At 41.7% G+C, this 20,985-nt stretch carries 20 protein-coding genes; 10 read left to right on the forward strand and 10 right to left on the reverse strand.

The window, feature by feature from the left end:
* The first annotated feature begins 3 nt into the window (after positions 1 to 3).
* From HWQ42_RS10150 to HWQ42_RS10165, 4 genes are all read left to right on the forward strand, one after another.
* Positions 4 to 1,509 (forward strand): efflux RND transporter periplasmic adaptor subunit, encoded by a 1,506-nt coding sequence (locus tag HWQ42_RS10150; protein ID WP_292811508.1) that lies wholly within the window; start codon positions 4 to 6, stop codon positions 1,507 to 1,509.
* Entirely contained in the window at positions 1,506 to 3,521 is a 2,016-nt protein-coding gene (locus HWQ42_RS10155) for an ATP-binding cassette domain-containing protein (protein ID WP_292811510.1), read from the forward strand. Before HWQ42_RS10150 ends, HWQ42_RS10155 begins: the two co-directional genes overlap by 4 nt.
* 93 nt (positions 3,522 to 3,614) lie before the next feature.
* Positions 3,615 to 4,721, forward strand: coding sequence for an ABC transporter permease (locus HWQ42_RS10160; protein ID WP_292811513.1), 1,107 nt, complete (start codon positions 3,615 to 3,617; stop codon positions 4,719 to 4,721).
* A gap of 39 nt (positions 4,722 to 4,760) precedes the next feature.
* Positions 4,761 to 5,882, forward strand: coding sequence for an ABC transporter permease (locus HWQ42_RS10165; RefSeq protein ID WP_292811515.1), 1,122 nt, complete (start codon positions 4,761 to 4,763; stop codon positions 5,880 to 5,882).
* Between the two features lie 307 nt (positions 5,883 to 6,189).
* Here HWQ42_RS10165 and HWQ42_RS10170 read toward each other — a convergent pair whose 3' ends face one another.
* Positions 6,190 to 7,095, reverse strand: coding sequence for an amino acid ABC transporter substrate-binding protein (locus tag HWQ42_RS10170; RefSeq protein ID WP_292811517.1), 906 nt, complete (start codon positions 7,093 to 7,095; stop codon positions 6,190 to 6,192).
* A 413-nt stretch (positions 7,096 to 7,508) separates the two neighbouring features.
* Here HWQ42_RS10170 and HWQ42_RS10175 point away from each other — a divergent pair, with 413 nt between their 5' ends.
* Entirely contained in the window at positions 7,509 to 8,576 is a 1,068-nt protein-coding gene (locus HWQ42_RS10175; RefSeq protein ID WP_292811519.1) for an EamA family transporter, read from the forward strand.
* Between the two features lie 248 nt (positions 8,577 to 8,824).
* Positions 8,825 to 9,970, forward strand: a complete 1,146-nt coding sequence (locus HWQ42_RS10180) for a peptidoglycan-binding protein (RefSeq protein WP_292811522.1) — start codon at positions 8,825 to 8,827, stop codon at positions 9,968 to 9,970.
* A gap of 108 nt (positions 9,971 to 10,078) precedes the next feature.
* On the opposite strand, the gene HWQ42_RS10185 is transcribed toward HWQ42_RS10180, so the two are convergent.
* The 3 genes from HWQ42_RS10185 to HWQ42_RS10195 all read right to left on the reverse strand — a co-directional run bounded on the left by HWQ42_RS10185 (position 10,079) and on the right by HWQ42_RS10195 (position 13,056).
* Entirely contained in the window at positions 10,079 to 10,534 is a 456-nt protein-coding gene (locus HWQ42_RS10185; RefSeq protein WP_292811524.1) for a DUF2141 domain-containing protein, read from the reverse strand.
* A 296-nt stretch (positions 10,535 to 10,830) separates the two neighbouring features.
* Complete coding sequence (locus tag HWQ42_RS10190) at positions 10,831 to 12,384, reverse strand: ammonium transporter (RefSeq protein WP_292811526.1); 1,554 nt, start codon at positions 12,382 to 12,384, stop codon at positions 10,831 to 10,833.
* Positions 12,385 to 12,792: 408 nt separating this feature from the next.
* Positions 12,793 to 13,056: a hypothetical protein gene (locus tag HWQ42_RS10195; RefSeq protein ID WP_334812498.1), complete on the reverse strand. Its 264-nt coding sequence runs from the start codon at positions 13,054 to 13,056 to the stop codon at positions 12,793 to 12,795.
* Positions 13,057 to 13,872: 816 nt separating this feature from the next.
* Here HWQ42_RS10195 and HWQ42_RS10200 point away from each other — a divergent pair.
* From HWQ42_RS10200 to HWQ42_RS10215, 4 genes are all read left to right on the forward strand, one after another.
* Positions 13,873 to 14,358, forward strand: coding sequence for a glutathione peroxidase (locus HWQ42_RS10200; protein WP_292811528.1), 486 nt, complete (start codon positions 13,873 to 13,875; stop codon positions 14,356 to 14,358).
* Between the two features lie 132 nt (positions 14,359 to 14,490).
* Positions 14,491 to 15,315, forward strand: coding sequence for an SDR family oxidoreductase (locus tag HWQ42_RS10205; RefSeq protein WP_292811530.1), 825 nt, complete (start codon positions 14,491 to 14,493; stop codon positions 15,313 to 15,315).
* A gap of 22 nt (positions 15,316 to 15,337) precedes the next feature.
* Entirely contained in the window at positions 15,338 to 16,267 is a 930-nt protein-coding gene (locus tag HWQ42_RS10210) for an alpha/beta hydrolase (RefSeq protein ID WP_292811532.1), read from the forward strand.
* Positions 16,268 to 16,348: 81 nt separating this feature from the next.
* The gene (locus HWQ42_RS10215; protein WP_292811534.1) at positions 16,349 to 17,083 is read left to right on the forward strand and encodes a glutathione peroxidase; all 735 of its coding nucleotides are present in this window, start codon (positions 16,349 to 16,351) and stop codon (positions 17,081 to 17,083) included.
* A gap of 237 nt (positions 17,084 to 17,320) precedes the next feature.
* Here the strand turns inward: HWQ42_RS10215 and HWQ42_RS10220 are convergent, their stop codons facing one another.
* The 6 genes from HWQ42_RS10220 to HWQ42_RS10245 form a co-directional block, all read right to left on the reverse strand.
* Positions 17,321 to 18,118 (reverse strand): phosphate ABC transporter ATP-binding protein, encoded by a 798-nt coding sequence (locus HWQ42_RS10220; protein ID WP_292811536.1) that lies wholly within the window; start codon positions 18,116 to 18,118, stop codon positions 17,321 to 17,323.
* Between the two features lie 6 nt (positions 18,119 to 18,124).
* Complete coding sequence (gene pstA, locus HWQ42_RS10225; RefSeq protein ID WP_292811538.1) at positions 18,125 to 18,976, reverse strand: phosphate ABC transporter permease PstA; 852 nt, start codon at positions 18,974 to 18,976, stop codon at positions 18,125 to 18,127.
* 122 nt (positions 18,977 to 19,098) lie between these two features.
* A complete protein-coding gene (pstC, locus tag HWQ42_RS10230) occupies positions 19,099 to 19,968 on the reverse strand; it encodes a phosphate ABC transporter permease subunit PstC (protein ID WP_292811540.1) in 870 nt (289 codons plus the stop codon).
* Complete coding sequence (locus HWQ42_RS10235) at positions 19,925 to 20,659, reverse strand: phosphate ABC transporter substrate-binding protein (protein WP_292811543.1); 735 nt, start codon at positions 20,657 to 20,659, stop codon at positions 19,925 to 19,927. Before HWQ42_RS10235 ends, pstC begins: the two co-directional genes overlap by 44 nt.
* Complete coding sequence (locus tag HWQ42_RS10240) at positions 20,623 to 20,772, reverse strand: hypothetical protein (protein ID WP_292811545.1); 150 nt, start codon at positions 20,770 to 20,772, stop codon at positions 20,623 to 20,625. Before HWQ42_RS10240 ends, HWQ42_RS10235 begins: the two co-directional genes overlap by 37 nt.
* Positions 20,773 to 20,787: 15 nt before the next feature.
* On the reverse strand, positions 20,788 to 20,985 hold a 198-nt coding region (locus HWQ42_RS10245), incomplete at its 5' end, for a hypothetical protein (protein ID WP_292811547.1).

A 20,985-nucleotide genomic window follows, 5' to 3' on the forward strand; every position in this document is an offset into this window, starting at 1 on the left:
ACCATGACTCAGACTATACCAACATCCCCGGAAAATCTCAAAGATGCAGTATCGAAGCAGAAAAGCCGCAAGAAACCGATTCTTTTAACGATCGGGGTGCTGTTGGTGGCTGGTGGTATTGGCTACGCGGTGTGGCGATCTCAACCGCAAGTATCAGCAAATATACTGCAAGTTAGTGGACGGATTGAGGGTTATGAAACCGAGATTGGGATCAAGCGTTCTGGAAGAATTGAGACAATTGCCGTGCGGGAAGGGGCAGCAGTTAAAAAAGGGCAAGAGTTAATTAAGTTAGACGACACAGACGATCAATTGCTGCAACAACAACTGCTTGGTACTCAAGCGAGAGTGACATCTGCTAGATATGATGAACAGCAGGCAATTTCAGATGTAGAGCGAGTCACCAGAGAAATTCAAGAAATTAACAGCCAAATTAACGAAGCTAAACTTAATTTGCAGCAGTCTCAAGGAGATACCCAAGGAAGAATTGAGCAGGCACAAGCAAATGTCGCAGCAGCCAGAGCCACATTGGTGCAAGCGCAAGCGCAAGTTAAACAGGCAGCAGCAGAAGTTAATTTAGCAAAAATCAACCGCGATCGCTATGCCCAATTGGTAAAAGAAGGGGCGGTAAATCAACAACAATTCGATCAAGCCCAAACCACTCTAGATACAGCAATAGCAACCCTAGAAGCACGACAGGCAGCAGTTAATGCCGAACGCCAGCAATTAAAGGCTACATCAGGAGCGTTAACTCAAGTTAAAACTACAGGTTTCAATCCTGACATTCGCAATGCCCAGTTAACAGCATTAGTCAGAAAACAGCAACAAAGTTATGCTCAACTTAAATCTGCACAGGCGAAAGTCAACTCTGCCCGTGCCAAAGTCAAAGATGCCCAAGCATCAAATCAGCAAATCCTCACCCAGATTGCAGACTCCAAAAAAGATGTAAATGTAGTTAGTCCCTTAGATGGAATAGTTACAGCCCGGAGTGTTGAACCAGGTGCAATAGTTAGCAATCAGACTAATATTTTGACAATTGTTGACCCCAAAACAGTCTATTTTAGAGGTTTTATTCCCGAAGGCGATATTGGCAGAGTGCGTTTAGGACAAACAACAAAAATCTTCATTGATTCTGCACCGGGGAAACCATTAGAAGGTAAAGTAATTGCCATCGATCCGCAAGCTTCATTTACACCAGAAAATATTTACTTTCAAAAAGATCGAGTCAGACAAGTAGTAGGAATTCGGATCAAAGTTCAAAATCCTGATAGCTGCTTTAACCCTGAAAAACCTTATAGTGAATCAGATTTACCCTGCGCCAAAATGGGGATGCCAGCAGATGCCCAAATTAGTTTGAAGGCAGGAGGCGGGAGACAGGGGGCAGGGGAGCAAGGGAGCAGGGGAGCAGGTGGGCAGGATAGCGCAGTGGTAGCGAGTCCGCGTACTCTTACAGAGAAGCAAGCTACGCGCAGCGTCTCGCAGAGAGCGTCGGCAGGGGGTAGAAGGGAATGAAACAGCAAATTACTACTTTCTCTCCAAACTTACCGCCATCATCTAGTTTGCCAACGACAGCAATTGAAGTTCGCGGTTTGCACAAGCACTATGGAAACTTAGCTGCTGTGCGGGGAATTGATTTGAGTGTCCACAAAGGTGAAATGTTTGGCTTAATTGGCCCTGACGGTGCGGGGAAAACTAGTACCTTTCACATTTTGGGCGGTGTGATGGAAGCAACGGCGGGGGAGGTGCAAATATTTAATCAGCCTGCACGAGATGCCCGATTAATCACAGGTTATCTCACTCAACAGTTTTCGCTGTATTTGGATTTGAGTATTGATGAAAACTTGCGTTATGCAGCAGGGTTGAGGCAAGTAGCAGATGATTTGTTACAGAAACGCCGCGATAAATATTTAAAATTAATGAATTTAGAGCGATTTGGCGATCGCTTAGTGGGACAACTTTCTGGTGGGATGAAACAAAAGCTGGCGCTGTGCTGTGCTTTGGTTTCTCAACCAGAAGTATTGTTACTAGATGAACCTACCACCGGTGTCGATCCAGTTTCCCGGCGGGAGTTTTGGGATGTGCTAGGGGAATTGTCAGCCGAGGGGATGACAATTGTAGTTGCGACACCATATCTAGACGAAGCTGAACGCTGTCACCGTGTGGCTTTGATGTACAGTGGGCAAATTCATGAAATTGGCACACCCAAAGAATTACGGGCTAACTTAGGCTTGCATCGCTTGGAAGTGCGAACAGCCAACCTGGAAGCGGCAGAAGAAATACTCTCCCAGGCTACTGAGAAAAATATAGTAGATGTGCAAACTTTTGGCGATCGCTTGGATGTCCTCGTTGAAGATATAAATTCTGGCGAAATCCAAGTCCGCGAACTACTGCAACAACATCAGTTACCTTCTCCCAGTATCGAGCATGGCGAACCCACATTAGAAAACGTCTTTGTCACGCGATTGCGGCAACAAGGTTCCGTGCCGCAATTTTTTCCATTTCCTCGTTATCGGCAGAGGGGAGCAGGGGAGCAGGGGAGCAGAGGAGCAGAGGAGCAGAGGAGTAGGGAAGCAGAGGGAGTATTTAATACTCAGGACTCAGGGCTAGCGATATACGCTCACAATCTCAGCCGTGTTTTTGGCAAGTTCCAAGCCGTTAAAAATGTTAACGTCGAAGTTCGTTACGGCGAAATCTTTGGGTTGTTAGGTGCTAACGGTGCTGGCAAAACCACCACCATTAAAATGCTGTGTGGATTACTAGCAGCAAGTGGCGGTGAAATTTCCTTGGGTGGTGAGACAGGAAATTTGCGTAGTGCAGACTTACGGCGACGCATTGGTTACATGAGTCAAAAATTCACCCTTTACGACGATTTAACTATTCTGCAAAATCTCGAATTTTATAGTGGAGTTTACGGCGTACCTCGCAAACTTCGACGAGAAAAAATTGATTGGGTAATTGCTACCTGTGGCTTAGAAGGACAAGCAAATATGATTACAGGGCAGCTACCGGGGGGTTGGAAACAGCGAGTTGCTTTCGGTGCTTGCGTGATGCACGAACCAGATATTTTATTTTTAGACGAACCAACATCGGGAGTTGATCCGTTGGCGCGTCGCCAGTTTTGGAAGCTGATTAATGATTTTGCCCGCAACGGTACAGCCATTTTAGTGACAACGCACTATTTAGAAGAAGCTGAACAGTGCAACCGGATGAGTTTTATGGTTGCAGGAGAAACCGTCGCCGAAGGTTCACCCAGTTCTGTCAAAGCATCACAACCGGGACAATTAATAGAAATTGTTGTTAATCAAAACCAAGTAGCTTCTAAGATCCTAAAACAACACTTCGAGTCTTGGCGCATCTCGATTTTTGCTGATAGTTTACACATTGTTCTCGATCATCCCGAACAGGAAATAAATCAACTAACTCAACTTTTAAAAGCTAATCAAATTACCATCAATTCTTTACGTCCGATTCCTTTTTATTTAGAAGATGCCTTTATTGGTATAGTACAGCGATCGCAAGAATAGAAAAAGAGTATTCAGCAAATTATCCTCCAAAAACCTCCGCGTTTTTCTAAGTTTAAAAAACTCTCATTTTAGGCAAAGCCTTACTTAATATATATGAAAAGAATTTTAGCTCAATGTGTCAAAGAGATAGCTCAATTTCGCCGCGATCGCCTAACGTTAGCACTAGCATTTTTATTGCCATTCATTACCTTAATAATTTTTGGTTTTGCTATTAGATTAGAAAGTAAAGATATTCCCCTAATTGTGCAAGACTTTAACCGCACAAACCTCAGTAGCAGCTATATTGAAAGATTGTATGCTACTAATCAATTTGTGCCGAAGCAATGGTCTGGTGGCAATCCCACCCGTGATGCAATAGATAAAGGAATTGCTAAAGCCGCAGTAATTATTCTGCCGGAATTTAGCCGTGATATTCAAGCAGGTAGAAGTACAAATGTGCAAGTATTAATCGATGCTACTGATGTTAACAATGCCCGTGTCATTAGAAATAGCATTCAGAGAGTGACAAACTTTTTTATGCAAGAGCATGGATTGCTACCTGCTACTAGTATTATTACAGCGCGAATGCGTCTATGGTTTAATCCTGGGAGATTAGAATCGCTGTATATTGTGCCAGGAACTTACGGAGTTGTACTCTGGATTTTTCCTTCATTGCTCTCTGCGATCGCAATGGTACGGGAAAAAGAAAAAGGGACAATTTTACAAGTCTACGCTTCTAGTATTAGTGCCACTGAGCTATTACTTGGTAAAGGATTAGCATACCTCTTAATTGCCATTGTCGAGGCATTAGTAGTTATGGTATTAGGCTCAATTATTTTTCAAGTTGGCATAGTTAGCAACCCCATAACATTAGTAGTTGGCACTTTATTATTTCTGACAGATAGCGTTTTTTTCGGGTTACTTTTAGGAGTCCGTAGTAGTAACCAAAATGCTGCTGTACAAGGCGTTTCCCTTGTAGGCTTTATCACATCCTTATTACTCTCAGGTTTTATTTATCCCCTCAACAATATTCCTTTCCCTTTATCACTACTACCTAACATAATTCCGGCGCGTTATTACATCGATATCACTCGTGATGCCTTCGTGCGTGGTACAGGATTTGGCGGAGTTTGGTTTGATTTGCTCATGCTTGCAGCTTTGGGATTAGTGTTTTTCAACTTAGCACGCCGAGTTTTAAGCCGAATGCAATTATCAAATTAATCTCTCTGTCTTCTCTGCGGTTCAATAAAAAGGAATTTTATGAAACTTATTCAGCGATTATTTGATAGTCCATTTTGGGCATTAGTGCGGAAAGAGATTAATCAAATTCTCCGCAATAAGCAATTAATTGTTTTGTTAGTTGTCCCGCCAACAGTCCAATTATTGTTGTATGGTTTTATTCTCAATCCCGACGTGCATAACTTACGATTAGGTGTCATTGACTATGCTAACGTCAGTGCTAGTCGGGAGTTAGTTTCAGCCATGACATCAAATCGAATTTTCACCTTAGAATCTGTACCAAGCAGTGAAAAAGCATTGAGTCGTCAGGTAGAAGAAGGAAAGCTAGATGTCGGGGTAGTAATTCCTCCCGATTTTCCGCGTCAACTGGCACAAAAATCAGCAGAAATTCAAGTATTTATTGATGCTGTAAATGCCAATACAGCCGGGATTGCCGGAAATTATATGAATCAAATTATCCAGCAATATAATCTACAATTAACCCAAGGTAAAGTAAATCCCCCAGTTGCACCTGAAGTTGTATTTCTTTACAATCCTGGACTGACAAGTAGTTGGTTTTTTGTCCCAGGAGTGATGGGTTTAGTTTTAACATTAATTGGCACATTAGTATCAGCAATTACAGTTGTTCGGGAAAAAGATACCGGAACTTTAGAACAATTATTAATGACTCCGGCTGCTAACTGGCAAATATTACTATCAAAAATTGTCCCTTTAGCATTTTTATTAATGGGCGATGTTTTATTAGCTATTACTTTAGCAACAGTAATATTTCATGTACCATTTCGAGGTAGTTTTCTGCTGTTTTTCGCCCTATCAAGTATGTATGTATTTGTAGGTATTAGCTTGGGTATTATGTTGGCGACTGTGAGTAGTTCGCAACAACAGGTAGTTTTGACATCTTTCTTTATTAATTTACCAATGGTACAAACTTCTGGAGCGATCGCACCCATTGAAGCCATGCCACCTTTGTTTCAAGCCCTATCCCTACTCAATCCCCTGCGCCATTACATTGCGATCGTTCGAGGTATTTTGCTCAAAGGTGTTGGCTTAGATGTACTGTGGATGAATGTTTTGGCTTTAGTCGCTTTTGCTGTTGTGTTATTAACTATTAGTATTAGTAAGTTTCGCAGTCAATTAAGCTAAAAGACAGGGTAATATCATGTCCGCTTGGTTACTTATTAAACATAAGAACCCCAGCCAAAGCTACGCTTCGTCTCCCCTCCTACCGTGTACACACAAGTCAAATTACCCCCCTTAATCCCCCCTTGGCAAGGGGGGAAACCGGAAAATCTAGTTCCCTCCCCTTTGCAAGGGGAGGGTTAGGGTGGGGTAAAACGCTGGTTAATCAGCTATTTCAGACTTGTGCATACACCGTAGCTTTGGCAAAGGGAACGGCTGGGGGTGGCGTGCAATGACTGTGGGAATCATAACTAATTAACCGGACATGATATCACAGGTCATTTTTAGGAATTTCCTCACGAAATTCTATGACCAATTGCATAGTTTCCACTACCAAATCGCGTAAATCTCGATTGAGCGCTACAGAGCCTTGAGAACCAAACCAACGGTCAAAAATAGTGACATATCGCTGATTTCCATTGACGAATCCTTGCATGAACTTGACCAGAGAATAGTTGACTGTATCCAAGAATCTGGAGTTATTTTCTGGCACCATGCAAGCGATACCTTCTCGTGAATAGGGGCGATCGGGCACGATCGCAAAAGCATCTGGATTTTTTTGCTGTTGCAGCCATCCCTCTAAAAGAATGCTATCGGATGAGAAAGCATCAATAGTATCTTTTTGCAAAGCGGTGTATCCCTCTGCCCTAGTTTTAAAATATACCAGTTTAGCTTTGGGTTGTACATGAGCGATCGCCTGCTCATTTGTGGTTCCCGACAGCACACCAATTCGCTTACCAATAAGTGATTCAGGAGAACCTAGATTACTTCCCTTCTTAACTAATAATTGGGTTCCAGTCGCACCGTAGCTGACAGAAAAATCTACTTTTTTATCTCGCTTCCATGTAAAACTACTAGCATCACATACAATATCAACTTCTTGATTAACTATTTTCGGAATCCGTTCAGATGGGCTAAGACCAACTAATTGCAGTTTAATTTTTTTTCCTGTTTCTTTTTCTAATTGCTCTTTAATCAGAATCAGCATGTCTACAGAATAGCCATTTAACTTTCCTTGACTATCCACATAGGCAAAAGGTAGCGCATCTCTACTAGTACCAGCTGTTAATACTCCTGTTCTGGCGACTTTTTTCATCACAGTCTCAGCAGCTACTACATTAGACATGAGCGTTGCAAATATAAGACTTAAAATAGGAATAGCAATTTTTTCATACATCAGCTTTAAGAGTAGGTAATTTTTTCAAAAATCAAATCTGATTTATATATCAAGCTCAAGAAGTTATCACTATCAAGTACATAGTAAGCTTATCTAGTAACTATTCTTTACATTAGTATTCTTTCATCACTCTGGTGAAAGGAAAATTGCAGCCAACTTTAAGAGGATGTCCCAAAAGTGGGTAGTTGAGTAAAAAAAACTTTCAGGGCATAATCTGTAGATACGTATATACATACAGATACATTGAGAGTAGAGGTTGGAGAGTTTCATCGTCTCCAAGACACTACACGATAGTGCAAAGCACCCGCCAAAGGCGATGTCTACGACGGGCTATGCCTACACAAAACTACATAATTCGGTAAAATTGGGTAAAGCAATTTTTGCGCTTGTTAAACAAAGGTATCAGCAAACCCATGCAACTGAAACTCAGTGCATCCCGACTTCCTTTCGCCCTCCTCTTTTTAATTGCCCCCTTTTTCCTATGGGGGACGGCAATGGTAGCCATGAAAGGGGTGATACCCCATACCACACCGCTATTCATGGCAGGTGTGCGTCTGATACCAGCAGGGATGTTAATTCTGATTGCAGCAGCATTCATGGGTAAACCCCAGCCGAAGGGTTGGGCTGCATGGCTGTGGATTACCTTATTTGCCCTAGTAGATGGAACGCTGTTTCAAGGCCTTTTGGCAGAGGGATTAGTCAGAACTAGTGCCGGATTAGGGTCTGTGATGATTGACTCGCAACCTTTGGCTGTTGCCTTGCTGTCGTTGTGGCTATTCCAAGAACACATTGGTTTTTGGGGATGGCTGGGGCTAGGCTTGGGAGTCACAGGCATTAGTTTAATTGGCTTACCTGATGAGTGGATTTTACATTTTTTCGACTCAGGCGCAAATATGACAATTGGCAACTGGCAAGATTTGTTTGCTAGTGGCGAGTGGTTAATGCTGTTAGCAGCACTATCAATGGCAGTGGGAACAGTGTTGATTCGGTTTGTGTGCCGATATGCTGACCCTGTAAGCGCTACAGGATGGCACATGATTTTGGGCGGATTGCCACTATGGGGAATTTCATCAGTTGTTGAATCCCAGCAGTGGGAGAATCTGGGAGGATCTGATTTCATAGCCTTGGGTTATGCTACCGTATTTGGCAGTGCGATCGCTTATGGGTTATTCTTCTACTTTGCCTCTAGTGGCAGTCTTACGAGTCTTAGTTCTCTCACCTTCCTGACACCCGTCTTTGCGCTACTATTCGGCAATCTTTTTCTCTCAGAAGTCCTCAGTCCGTTGCAGTGGGTAGGAGTATTTCTCACTTTAATCAGCATCTATCTCATTAACCAACGTGATACTTTAGGAGGACAAAACGACACAGTTACTGTCGGCGAGATAGCAAATATACAGGAACCAGTTTTAGAAGCATCTACTAAAAAATTGAACCCCATAAGCCTAGCAGTTAGAGAATCGGAACCAGAAATATTACCTTAGCTTGTTAAAATAATTTTTAATTAGTAATCTAAGTAGGGGATGAGGGAAAAATCAATTAAAAATTCAAAATTTAAAATTTAAAATTAAAGAACTTCTGCCTGGTTGTTGAGCGTAGTCGAAACACTGCCTCCTGCCTCCTGCCTCCTTTTTCCCAATTCTCAATTAAAAATGACAGTTAACATTTTGTCGTCTAGAAGCTATTGTGGTATCGAAAATTTGAAAAGCACCTTCAGGCTGAAACTTGCAATATGAGGTTATGCCGTTCCTCAATTCTGATATTTACCTGTTTGTCTTGCGTGGGTTTTTACCCAAATCGCTCAAGTGCAGCTACACCTAACCTAGCACCTGAAATTTTAGAACTTGCACAAGCTAGTTCAACAGTTACTGCTAGTCCAGCTGTTTTGAGATATGGTAGTCGAAAATCAGATGTGCAGAGACTACAAACCCAATTAAAGCAGTTGGGATACTACAGAGATGTAGTAGATGGACAGTATAACGCCAGTACGGAAATCGCTGTAGCTAAATTCCAGAAAGTAAAGGGTTTAAAATTAGATGGGATTGCTGGCCCGGCGACTCAGGAGAAACTGCAAGTAGCTTTGGCAGCTAAAAAGCAGTTTGTCACCTCTCCAATAATTACTTCTCCAATAGTTACCTCTATTGCTCCGACTTCTGCAAATCCCCAAGCATCTGAGAGAGGTTTTGTCTGGTGGTTACTATTTGCTGTTGGAGTTCTAGGATGTAGTGGCGTACTTTTTTATCTGCTGAGGTCGTTTCAGAAGGTAAAGCAAGTGCAAAAGTCTGAAATATCAGAGGCTAAAAGTTTGAGTGAAGCTAACAAAGAACCGATTACACCACCGTTACTGGAGACTGTCACTAGTCTACAAACGCCTCCACCACCATTTTCCACACAATTACTGCTACCAGAAAAAACTTCCCGTCTAGCTAAACTCAATATCGTTGATGAATTAATTCAAGATTTACGCAGTTCTGACCCAACGAAGCGGCGCAAGGCTATTTGGGATTTGGGTCGGCAGGGAGATTCGCGGGCAATTCAACATCTGGTTGACCTGATAATTGATGCTGATTCTCAGGAAAGCAGCTTAATTTTGGCAGCTGTGTCAGAAATTGGCATCCGCACACTCAAACCGATGAACCGTGCTTTAGCAATTTCAATTCAAGATGAAAGTCCACAAGTGCGGCAAAATGCAATCCGTGACCTGACGCGCGTTTATGACATGATGGGTCAAATGAGTCAGATGTTGCGCCATGCGCTAGAAGACCCAGATGCCGATGTGCAAGCAACAGCACGATATGCTTTAACTCAAATGAATCGAATACGTGACTTGCCGGAGCAACAGAGTCTACAGGAAGATTCTCATAATGATTCACAATAATAGATTTTTCTTTCAATCTAAAATCTAAGTTGCGCTGGAAGCGAACTAAAGGTGTTACCTAAAATCTAAAATTCGCAGTCAATGTAATAAGCTGAATCTGCTGTCAGCTTAAAAATATTTCAACTGGATTTGGATATTGGTATCTGGCCCTGCCACTAAAAATGCTGCTTCGCTAAATCTGGGCGCTCTTGTGCGAATTTCTGGGTTGCTGGAAAATCCAAAACCTTCGCTTGGGATACCAAAAATATTGCTATTGAGAGTGCTGTCGTTATTTTGATCGTGGAAGACAGCAACGGCATAACTACCTGCTTTCAAGTTATTAAAGGTAATTGGTAAGGGATTTTCAGTAATCTTGGTACACTGCTTTTGTAAGACGCGATCGCCATCGCTAGGAAATCCTTCACTGCTAGCAAATATACTGGCACAGACTTGTCCTTTTTTATTCTTCAAGCCATCAATTTCCACGGTGAGTTTGCCGTTAAAATTTGCCTTGGCACTAAATGACCATACTAAACTTCCCATAACTGCCAATAGCAGCATACTAACTCTTAAGCCTTTAAGCATAAAATTTTCACAAGGTAAAATGCGATGCTAAATTATTGAAGGAGGCACGGTAGCGCGCAGCGTAGAGGCTTGTCTGCGACACGCTTAGAGACGCTACCAAGGAGCCTCGGTAAATTTTCCTCCTGCCTCCTGCCTTTCTTAATAAAGCACTAATCAGGCAAAAAGTAGGAGGTTTTATACCCCCTACTTTTCCCCGCTTGGGTAGAGAATTTTGCGGAATCAGTTCAATCGACTAATGGTGTCTTAATAGCTCATATTAAGAATATGCCAGAAGATGAACCAAAGAAATATTTACCCTAAATTCTCCCAATTGAGCCTTGTTCATCAGAAAATCCAGTTGCATCACCTTCTTTGAGAAATCCATTGTAGGCTTCCATACCGTGTTCACCGATATCCAAACCTTCTAATTCTTCTTCTTTGGATACTCTAATACCTAAAGTCGCTTTTAGTGCCAACCAAAAAATACTACTGAGTAAAACAGTGAAGCCACCTACTGAGACAACGCCTAGCAACTGAACACCAAACTGTCCAAAGCCACCACCTGAAAATAAACCTTTTTCTGGGCCAAGTGTATACCAGGTAAAAACACCAGGGCCAACAGACCATAGACCAACTGCTAGGGTTCCCCAGATACCACAAACTAAGTGAACTGAGGTAGCTCCCACTGGGTCATCAATGCCAAGTTTGTCAAAGAATGTTACAGAGAAAACTACCAGTACCCCAGCAATGAAGCCAATTACTAAAGAACTAGCGACACCTACGTAAGCACAAGATGCTGTAATCCCAACTAAGCCAGCCAAAATACCATTGATAATCATTGACAGGTCTGGTTTACCTAAGTACAACCAAGCTGTGATGGTGGCGGCAATTCCACCGGCAGCAGCAGCCATGTTAGTGGTTAGAGCAATATGACTGATTGCACCAGGATCGGCAGCCATTACAGAACCGGGGTTGAAACCAAACCAGCCCAACCACAGAATCAAACAGCCCAATGTAGCAATACTCATGTTGTGACCGGGCATTGCTACAACTTGCTTGTCTTGATATTTTCCAAGACGGGGCCCAAGAAATGCTGCCCCCATCAAAGCTGCCCAGCCACCTACAGAGTGAACCACCGTAGAACCGGCAAAATCCCAAAAGCCTCTGTCTGCTAGCCAACCACCACCCCAAATCCAATGTCCGGTAATGGGATAGGCAATACCTACAAGTAAGAGGCTGAAAATTAGGAAGTCAACAAACTTAATCCGTTCGGCTACTGCACCAGAAACGATTGTTGCAGCTGTTCCAGCAAACACTAGCTGGAATAAAAACTTGGCTGCCAAAGGTACACCAGCCCAATTAATAGCACTGAAGACACCTTTATAAGCGTCTGCTGTGGCGGGACTGTTATCTACTCCTTTTAAGAAAAATCCATTCAATCCAATGAAGTCATTGCCATCACCGAACATTAAGGCAAAACCGATTGACCAAAAGGCAACGGTAGACAAAGCAAATACAATCAAGTTTTTGGAAAGAACATTGACAGCGTTTTTCTGGCGACAGAAGCCAGTTTCTAACATACAAAAACCAGCGTTCATGAAGAACACTAAAAAAGCAGCGATCGCTACCCACAGGGTGTCAATAGCAATTTTGAGTTCTGCTGTCGTTGGCGCTGCGGTTGGAGTTTGGGCAACTGCGGCATAACCCCAACCCAACACAATCAGACAAGCAATAGGTAAACAAGCTTGCCAACTGGGAGAAAGTCGCTTAATCAGATTAAATAGCTTGACTTTAGAGTTGGATTGTGAATTGATCTCGTAATTTCTTGCAGACAAATGCCTCTTTTTTGGTTTCGATTTTTGTTTGTACATGAATTTGAGCATCATCCTCCAAACCATCCTTAAAAAAGGGAAAAAACACTTTAAACAGAAAAAACTACCGTCCGAAATTAGATCCAGTGGTTTTTGATATTTTTCTTTTAGACCATTTGTTTAAAAACCAGAAACTCAAATAACCTTAGTAGGAGTTTAAGAAACTATTGGCACATCTGTAAATATTTTTTATAGTTCTTCGTAAGAAATTTTTGATGTATTTTCTGAAATAGTCAAGTCTTCTTCACTTAATCTTTAATCTTTGAAAAAAGTTGGCTGAGAAAGTGCCTAAAATTGTCTTGAATAATGTCAATAAAAAATCCTGTAGAAAGTAGCAATGAATCTGTGTAATATACATCATAACTACCGTAAAATGGCTTTTTTTAGCTAAAAATGTGATTTTTGGCTCTATTCACTATCGAGGGCACCGACTTCTGGAATATTAGTCCGATTTTTGTCTTCTTCTGCAACAAATTGCTCGATCGCATAAACATCAGGCCATACTGACGCGCCATGTTCGTAGGCATCGATCCCAATGCGATCGGCTTCGGGATTGACGCGTAAGTGTCCCAGCGCTTTCAGACCACCAAACATTAAAAAGCTAAAGCCGACGGTGAAAACTGCGATCGCTAATGCCAGTAGGCGATGCGAGGGAGGAATACATTTATTCATTGGTTATTTTTTTCTGCTGTCAAAATGGTAATTGATGTTAGTAATATACTTAGCAACATCAAATAATTTAATAAAGCTAACCAAATTTAGCTTTTATTCAGCACTTTTCAGAAATAATCCTCTCATTCTCCGTATCAGTTATTTATTTTTCTGGAAACACACTTTTTCTAATATTCAAAACTTTGACTAAACCAAAACATAAACATTCCTTCACAGAAATTATGAGACTAGTATTGCAAGGCGGAATTAAAAATTAAAAATTAAAAATGAATACAGCATAAGGGTTTCGTTGATTTGGGATGATTGGTTTATTTCCACCGCGTTGTACTAGTTACTGATTTCACTTTGGTAAATTTATGCCCAAACGGATAAATTCGACTGATTGTCTATTTACTCAAACCAAAAAAAACTGTATCATAAAATACATTTTTTGGTTTTTTGTGATGAAATTAACTCATGATGCAATAAAAAAGCAACTATATCTTTTATTGCTGTGTATTTTCCGACATCATAAATTGGACAATTCTAGATGTTGTTAACTTTTTATACAAACAGTTAATTCTTTGTGACTTTAAAGGTATATCAATTTATCACTGCACTCAAAATTTTGTCTTAAAAGCAACGCAGATTTCCCACACTTATCCTGAGATAGCAGCTTGGTCGAGCTATTTATACAAGATACAGCGTTTTGCAACTACATGACTCACATAGAATTGTTACAACAAGGCTAACAAACCTAATTTCCTTAAAGAAACCGGGTTTAGAGTACCTGTAATATGGGAGACTTGGCAATATTCCCTATAAATCAGATTTAAAATGAGTAACACAATTTCGGATATTGCAGTTAAGACCATCAACGGTGAAGATAAGCAATTAAATGAGTACACCGGAAAGATACTCTTAATTGTAAATTTGGCTTCCTTCTGTGGTTATACTTCTCAATACGAGGGGTTAGAAAATTTAAACCAAAAGTATGGAGAAGCAGGTCTACGCATTTTGGGGTTCCCTTGTAACGATTTTGGAGCGCAGGAACCAGGAAGCAATGAAGAAATTGTGCAATTCTGCACGAGTAAATATGGTGTTACCTTTGAACTATTTGATAAAGTTCATGCCAAAGGCTCACAGCAGCATCCACTTTATGAGCGACTTACTAAAGCGGTTGAGCCAACGGGAACTGTTGCTTGGAACTTTGAAAAATTTTTAGTTAATAAGCAAGGTGAAGTAGTAGCTAGATTTAATAGTAGTATCCAGCCAAATTCACCAGAGCTAATTACCACAATTGAGAAAGAATTAGCTAAATAGTCATTAGGTAAAAATTTCTGTACTATGAATAATTGACTGTTAGTTCTGAACTGTTAAAATTATTTACTTCCAGACAATTAATTCAGAATGTTCTCTCAATAAGTAGTTTAATTTATTTGTGTCTAATTTGTCATGAACGTTGCAATCATTGGTTGTGGTTATGTTGGTTATAAAGTTGCTCAATATTGGCAACAAGATAAGAATTTTGTTGTCAGTGTAACCACAACTTCACCTGAGCGTGTCCCTGCACTACAATCAGTATCTCAAAGAGTTGTAGTTACCTGTGGTAATGACATAGATAGTCTAAAATCAGTTTTGCACAATCAAGATGTTGTACTTTTGAGCGTTGGGGCAAAAAGTAGAGAAGTTTATGAAGAAACTTATCTACAAACTGCCCAAACTTTAGTTTCGTGCTTACAACAGATTAAGAGTGTAAAACAATTAATATACACAGGTAGTTATGCAGTATATGGTGACAGGAATGGTGTATGGGTAGATGAAGAAACACCGCTTGCACCTCCTAATTTAAATGCCCAAATTCTCCGAAAAACGGAAGATGTCTTGCTATCAGCATCTAGCGAAAATCTCCGTATTTGTATATTCCGCTTAGGAGGGATTTATGGAACTGGTAGAGAACTGTTGAAAATATTTGGTAGATATTCTGGTACAACCCGTCCGGGCAATGGTGAGGATACCACAAATTGGGTTCATCTAGATGATATTGTTGGTGCGATAGAATTTGCCCGTCGCCGTCGTTTGCAAGGAATTTACAATCTAGTAGATGATGCACATCTCACCAGCCGAAACTTGCTAGATAACTTATTTGAAAAACATAATTTACCCAAAGTAGAATGGGATACATCTATCAAGAGTACTCGCCCATATAATGCTTGGGTATCCAATGAAAAGCTCAAAGAAGCTGGATACGAGTTGATTCATCCACAGATAATTTTTTAGCAAGTATTAAAAACTAGGAATTATGCAAACATCTGCTGTAGCTAACACAACTAATTTGACAGCATCTCCTAGCCAGTTTTACAGTTGGCAAAATTATCGTTGCGCCTACGAAGTTCATCAACCAATTAATACAACATCTGAAGGCGTTCCCTTACTATTAATTCATCCGATTGGCGTGGGATTGTCGCGGCGATTTTGGCAACGATTTTGTCGCGAGTGGTATAGTACAGGTCAGCGTAATTCAATTTACAACCCTGATTTACTAGGATGTGGTGAAAGTGATATGCCCCGTGTAGCTTACACTCCTAGTGATTGGGCAGAACAGTTGCAGTCCTTTTTACAAACAGTAGTCCAAAAACCGGTTATTCTAGTAGTACAAGGTGCTTTATTACCAGTTGCTATCCAATTAGTCCAAAAAGAATCAAAATTAATTGCCGGACTGGTACTTTCTGGGCCGCCAACGTGGGCTTTGATGACAACTAAACCACCAGAATGGCAGGAAAAATTCCTTTGGAACGTGTTAGATTCGCCTTTTGGCAGTGCTTTTTATCGCTATGCACGCACCCCAAAGTTTTTACGTTCTTTTTCGATTCGCCAACTCTTTGCTTCTGAAAATGCTGTGGATGCAGAGTGGTTAAATACATTGCTTGCAGGCGCAGAAAATCCTGCTAGTCGCCATGCAGTATTTTCTTTTTTAGCAGGGTTTTGGCGAGATGATTATACTAGTTTTATTGCCTCGATTCAGCAACCAACATTAGCAGTTATGGGCGAAACTGCATCGAGTATTAGCCAAGACAATAAAAAAGAAACGCCAGATGAACGCTTGGCTCACTATCTTGCTTGTTTGCCTGAAAGTAGAGGTATAAAAATAAATGGGCGTAATGTTTTACCCTATGAATCAACCGCTGAGTTTGTAGCTGCGATCGCTCTATTCATTAATGAAGTTTTTTAGCTGATTGATAGTTACATTGTGCCAGTTCTCCCATGATAGGTTATGACTGACTGGAATTGATTACTAAAGGCAAGCAAAATTATGTTATCCAATCGCCAAGGACAACGAGTACCCAATGTCACTTTTCATACTCGCAATAATAACCAGTGGGTGGATGTGACAACCGATCAGCTATTTGCTAATAAGACAGTAGTTGTCTTCTCTTTACCGGGTGCTTATACTCCGACTTGTTCATCCACTCATCTCCCTGGCTACAACGAATTAGCTCCGGTTTTCAAAGAAAATGGTGTCGATGACATTATCTGTATTTCTGTCAATGATGCCTTTGTGATGAACGAATGGGCAAAGGATCAAGAAGCAGAAAATATCACATTAATTCCTGATGGGAATGGTGAGTTTACTGAAGGCATGGGTTTATTGGTAGATAAATCAGATTTGGGTTTTGGCAAGCGATCGTGGCGCTATTCTATGCTGGTTAGAGATGGTGTAATTAACCAGATGTTTATTGAACCAGAGGAGCCAGGAGATCCCTTTAAGGTGTCTGATGCTGAGACAATGCTCAGATATATCAACCCCCAAGCAGTTAAGCCCGAAGTAGTTTCCCTGTTTGCGAAAGTGGGTTGTCCCTTCTGTGCCCGTGCTAAGGCAATGCTCAAGGAACATGGTATCAACTACGAAGAAATTACCTTGGGTAAAGATATCACCACACGATCGCTAAAAGCAGTTGCAGGTGCGACAACAGTTCCCCAAGTATTTATCGATGGTAAATTAATTGGTGGTTCTGAGGACTTAGAAGCCTACTTCGCTGCTAAATAGGGTTGAGTAGGGTTGCAATACTGGGTAGGTTTTGCCTAAAAAATAGAAAATTGTAGGTTGGGGAGCCACTGCGTTGGAAGGGTTCCCCGGCTTGAAGCAAGTGGCGTTTGAGGAACAAAACCCAACATTTGGTGGGGTTTTTTGGGTTTCGCTATTGCTCAACCCAACCTTGTATAGTCCTATATGGAAGCAAATTAGCAAACCTGCCCCTTGGGATGAAAAAATTAGCTTGTGGATTTAACCCCTGGCACCAGTTACATAAGCAACTGTTAAAGGATGTTGAGGATGATTAAAAACCTGCTCTACAGTACCTGATTCAATCAGTTGTCCAATGCCGTCTTGTACCCAAAATAAAGCGACTCGATCTGCAATTCTCTTGGCTTGAGCCAGATTGTGAGTAATAATTAACACAGTATAGCGCTGGCGCAAACTGATAATTAAATCTTCAACAACGTTGCTGGAAATAGGGTCGAGGGCACTACAAGGTTCATCCAGTAGTAATACTTCTGGCTGCAAAGCCAAGGCTCTAGCTATGCACAAACGTTGCTGCTGCCCACCAGAAAGAGCTAAAGCTGAAGATTGCAACCGGTCTTTTACTTCATCCCATAGCCCTACATCTTGGAGGCTGGTTTCGATAATTGGATCAATTTGGTGGCGATCGCGGATGCCATGTTCTCGCAAAGGTAATTCCAGATTCTGCCATATTGAGAAAGGAAAGGGATTGGGTTTTTGAAAAATCATACCGACTTGACGCCGCAAGGCAATGACATTGATTTTGGAATTTACCACTTCTAAACTACCAATGCGGATTCTTCCCTGAACTCGACACTTGGGAATCATATCGCTGAGGCGATTGAGGCAACTGAGCAAGCTAGTTTTTCCACAACCAGAAGGCCCAACCAAAGCCAAAATTTCTCCGGCATTGACAGCCAAGTTGACATTAGCAAGGGCAGTTTTTTGTGCGTATTGCAGAGTTAAGTTCTCAATTTGAATCAACGGTTCAGTAACTGCCAAGATGTCCTCCTCTATATCCATCAGTTCTCATCCAGAAATAACTCTGCTGTGTAACCAACGTTGTGCAATCCACGCTGCTGTGCCATTAATCAACAGCAGTAGTAATAGCAAAACCGATGCACTAGCATAAGCACTCTTATCTCCTCCTGAAACGTTCATTGAGAGATCAAAAATATGAACCGAAAGGGTACGCCCAGAATCGAGGAGTGATTGTGGCATTCGGTCTACGTAACCGCTAGTGAAAATTAAAGCCGCAGTTTCCGCAATAGCCCGACCAACACCAAGCACAAATCCCACAATTAAACCAGGAATAGCAGCAGGTAACAATATCTGAAATATTGTGGTTGTGCGCGAAAAGCCAAGAGCGGCGGCTCCTAATCTGTGCTCATTAGGAACCGCTAAAAATCCTTCCTCTGTAGAGCGAATCAAGATTGGTAGCACCATACACGCCAGTGTGAGTCCGCCTGAAAGAATGGAAAACCCCAGCCCTAAAACTTTGCAAAACAAGACGTTGCCAAACAACCCGAAGACAATCGAAGGTACACCAGCAAGTACATCTAGACTGCGGCGCACTAATCTAGCGAACCAACTATCACTAGGAGTAAATTCTGCTAGTAAAACTGCTGTACCAACACCAACGGGCAGGCAAACCGTCATACATACACCAATAATTAAAACGGTGGAAACGAGAATACTGGCGATCCCACCTTCTCTACCCGCATTTTCTGGTTCACTAATCAGAAATTCCCAAGATAAATATCCCATACCGTGCCAGAGGATATCGCTGACTATCCATAAAAAGATGGCGGTAACGAAGGCGGCTGTTGCCCAAACTAAGCTTGTTGCTAGCCACTCTCTAAGAGTGATACGATTTTGCATTCTTAAATCTTTGCTTTTTATATTAGGATTTACGCAAAATATCTCTCAAACTCTGATTTCTCCGTGCCCTCTGTGCCTCTGCGGTTCGTTATTTCGTAACTCATGCGTAACTCCTATATATGTCATTTCCTCTGATTACTAACTTCAGCGATCGCCACTAAGACCACAATCATTCCCATCAATATCAAGCCACTGACAAACAGCGCACTACGGTGATCCCCTGTGGCATACGCCATTTCTAAAGCAATATTGGCCGTGAGTGTGCGGATGGGGTCAAATAAGCTTTTTGGGGTCTGTACCACATTGCCACATACCATCAAAATTGCCATTGTTTCACCAATGGCACGACCTGTCCCTAAAATTAAGCCTGTAAATAATCCTGATTTGGCTGATGCAAAAACTACTGTGCAGATTGTTGTCCAACGTGATAACCCTAGTGCAGCAGCACCTTGAATGTAAGAGGTGGGAACTTTTTCGAGGCTAGCATCGGCTATAAGCGCGACTGTTGGCAGAATCATCACCGCCAAAATTGCTATTCCTGCTAATAGGCTTGGCCCTGGTGGATGAATTTTACCAATCAGAGGAACTAGCACGACTAATCCCCAAAAGCCATACACTACAGAAGGAATCCCCGCTAATAATTCAATGAGACGGCGATAGAGTTGAGCTACCATTGGCGGGGCATAGAATTGGCAAAAGACAGCAGATAAAAAGCCTATAGGAGTAGTAATTAGCACTGCACCAGCCATTGCCAAGAAAGTACCCAGCAACATAGGTGAGAGATTATATAAACCTGCTGTGGGGTTCCAAGAGGAGTCGGTAAAGAAGCGGGATAGTGGTATACGACTGAAGATTGGTAAGGATTCCCAAAGTAGAAAGACAATAATTAAAAGTGCGATCGCTCCTGCGGTTGTTGCTAAACCTCGTAGTATCCAAATTAACCAAACATCATTGGGCGATGGAGACAAAGTTCTGCTTTTTAACAATGTCACTTACCTGCTGTGATTGTGCAAAGTTAATAAATTCTTTCACCAGTCCTTGGGGTTCGGTTTTGCTGACCAAGTTAAGCGGTCGAGAAATAGGAAAACTCCCGTTTTGTACATTCGCTGTTGTTGCTGCTATACCGTTTACAGGTAGCAATTTGATTGGTACTTTATTGGCGGCGCTATTTTCTGCCGAGCCAATGGAAACATAGCCAATAGCATTCGGGTTTCCGGCTACAGTCTTAATTCCTTGCTCATTATCACCAATCACTACTTGTGCTTTGATGTCAGTATTTTTTAGCTTGAAGTAGTGGGTAAACAATTCCAGGGTAGAACGTCCTTCGGCTTTATTAACAACTGTAATTGCCCCATCCTTACCCCCTAGCTGTTTCCAGTTATTCACCTTGCCTGTGTAAATATCTACAATTTGCTTGTCAGTTAGGGATGGCACGGGATTTTCCTGATGGAGAATCATCGTTACTCCATCACGAGCGATGGAAAACGCTTTTAAATCTTTTTCTTCGGGCTTTAAAGCACGGGAAACCATACCAATATTGGCTACACCTTGACGAGCATCTGTAATACCGCGAGAAGAACCGCCTGATTGCACATCAACTCGCACACCGGAATGTTGCGATTCAAACTTTTTGCCAATTTCTGCTGCTAATGGTGCGATCGTACTTGAACCAGTAAGTACCAATTTTCCTTGTAGCCTATTTCATTTGTGACTGCTTGCGGAGGTTGAGAACAACCTTGCAACCAAATGCTTGTCACTAATCCTATTGCGATCGCCAAAATTTGTGAATGTTTCATCTTCTCCCTTTATTTCTATAGATATTCCAGGTTTTGGTTGAACGAGAGAACACAACAGCCGAGGTTTAAAGCCTTGCCTGTAACTACTTCGACTTGAGGGGCAAGACGATAGAGAAATGCTTTGCCATCTCGCTCCCGCACAACCAATTTGGCTCGACTTATAATCATGGTCGTCAGCCTTCGTCTCATCCCGGCTTTTACCCCCTCGGTCAA

This window comes from Nostoc sp. JL23 (assembly GCF_017115065.1).
GTDB lineage: Bacteria > Cyanobacteriota > Cyanobacteriia > Cyanobacteriales > Nostocaceae > Nostoc > Nostoc punctiforme_A.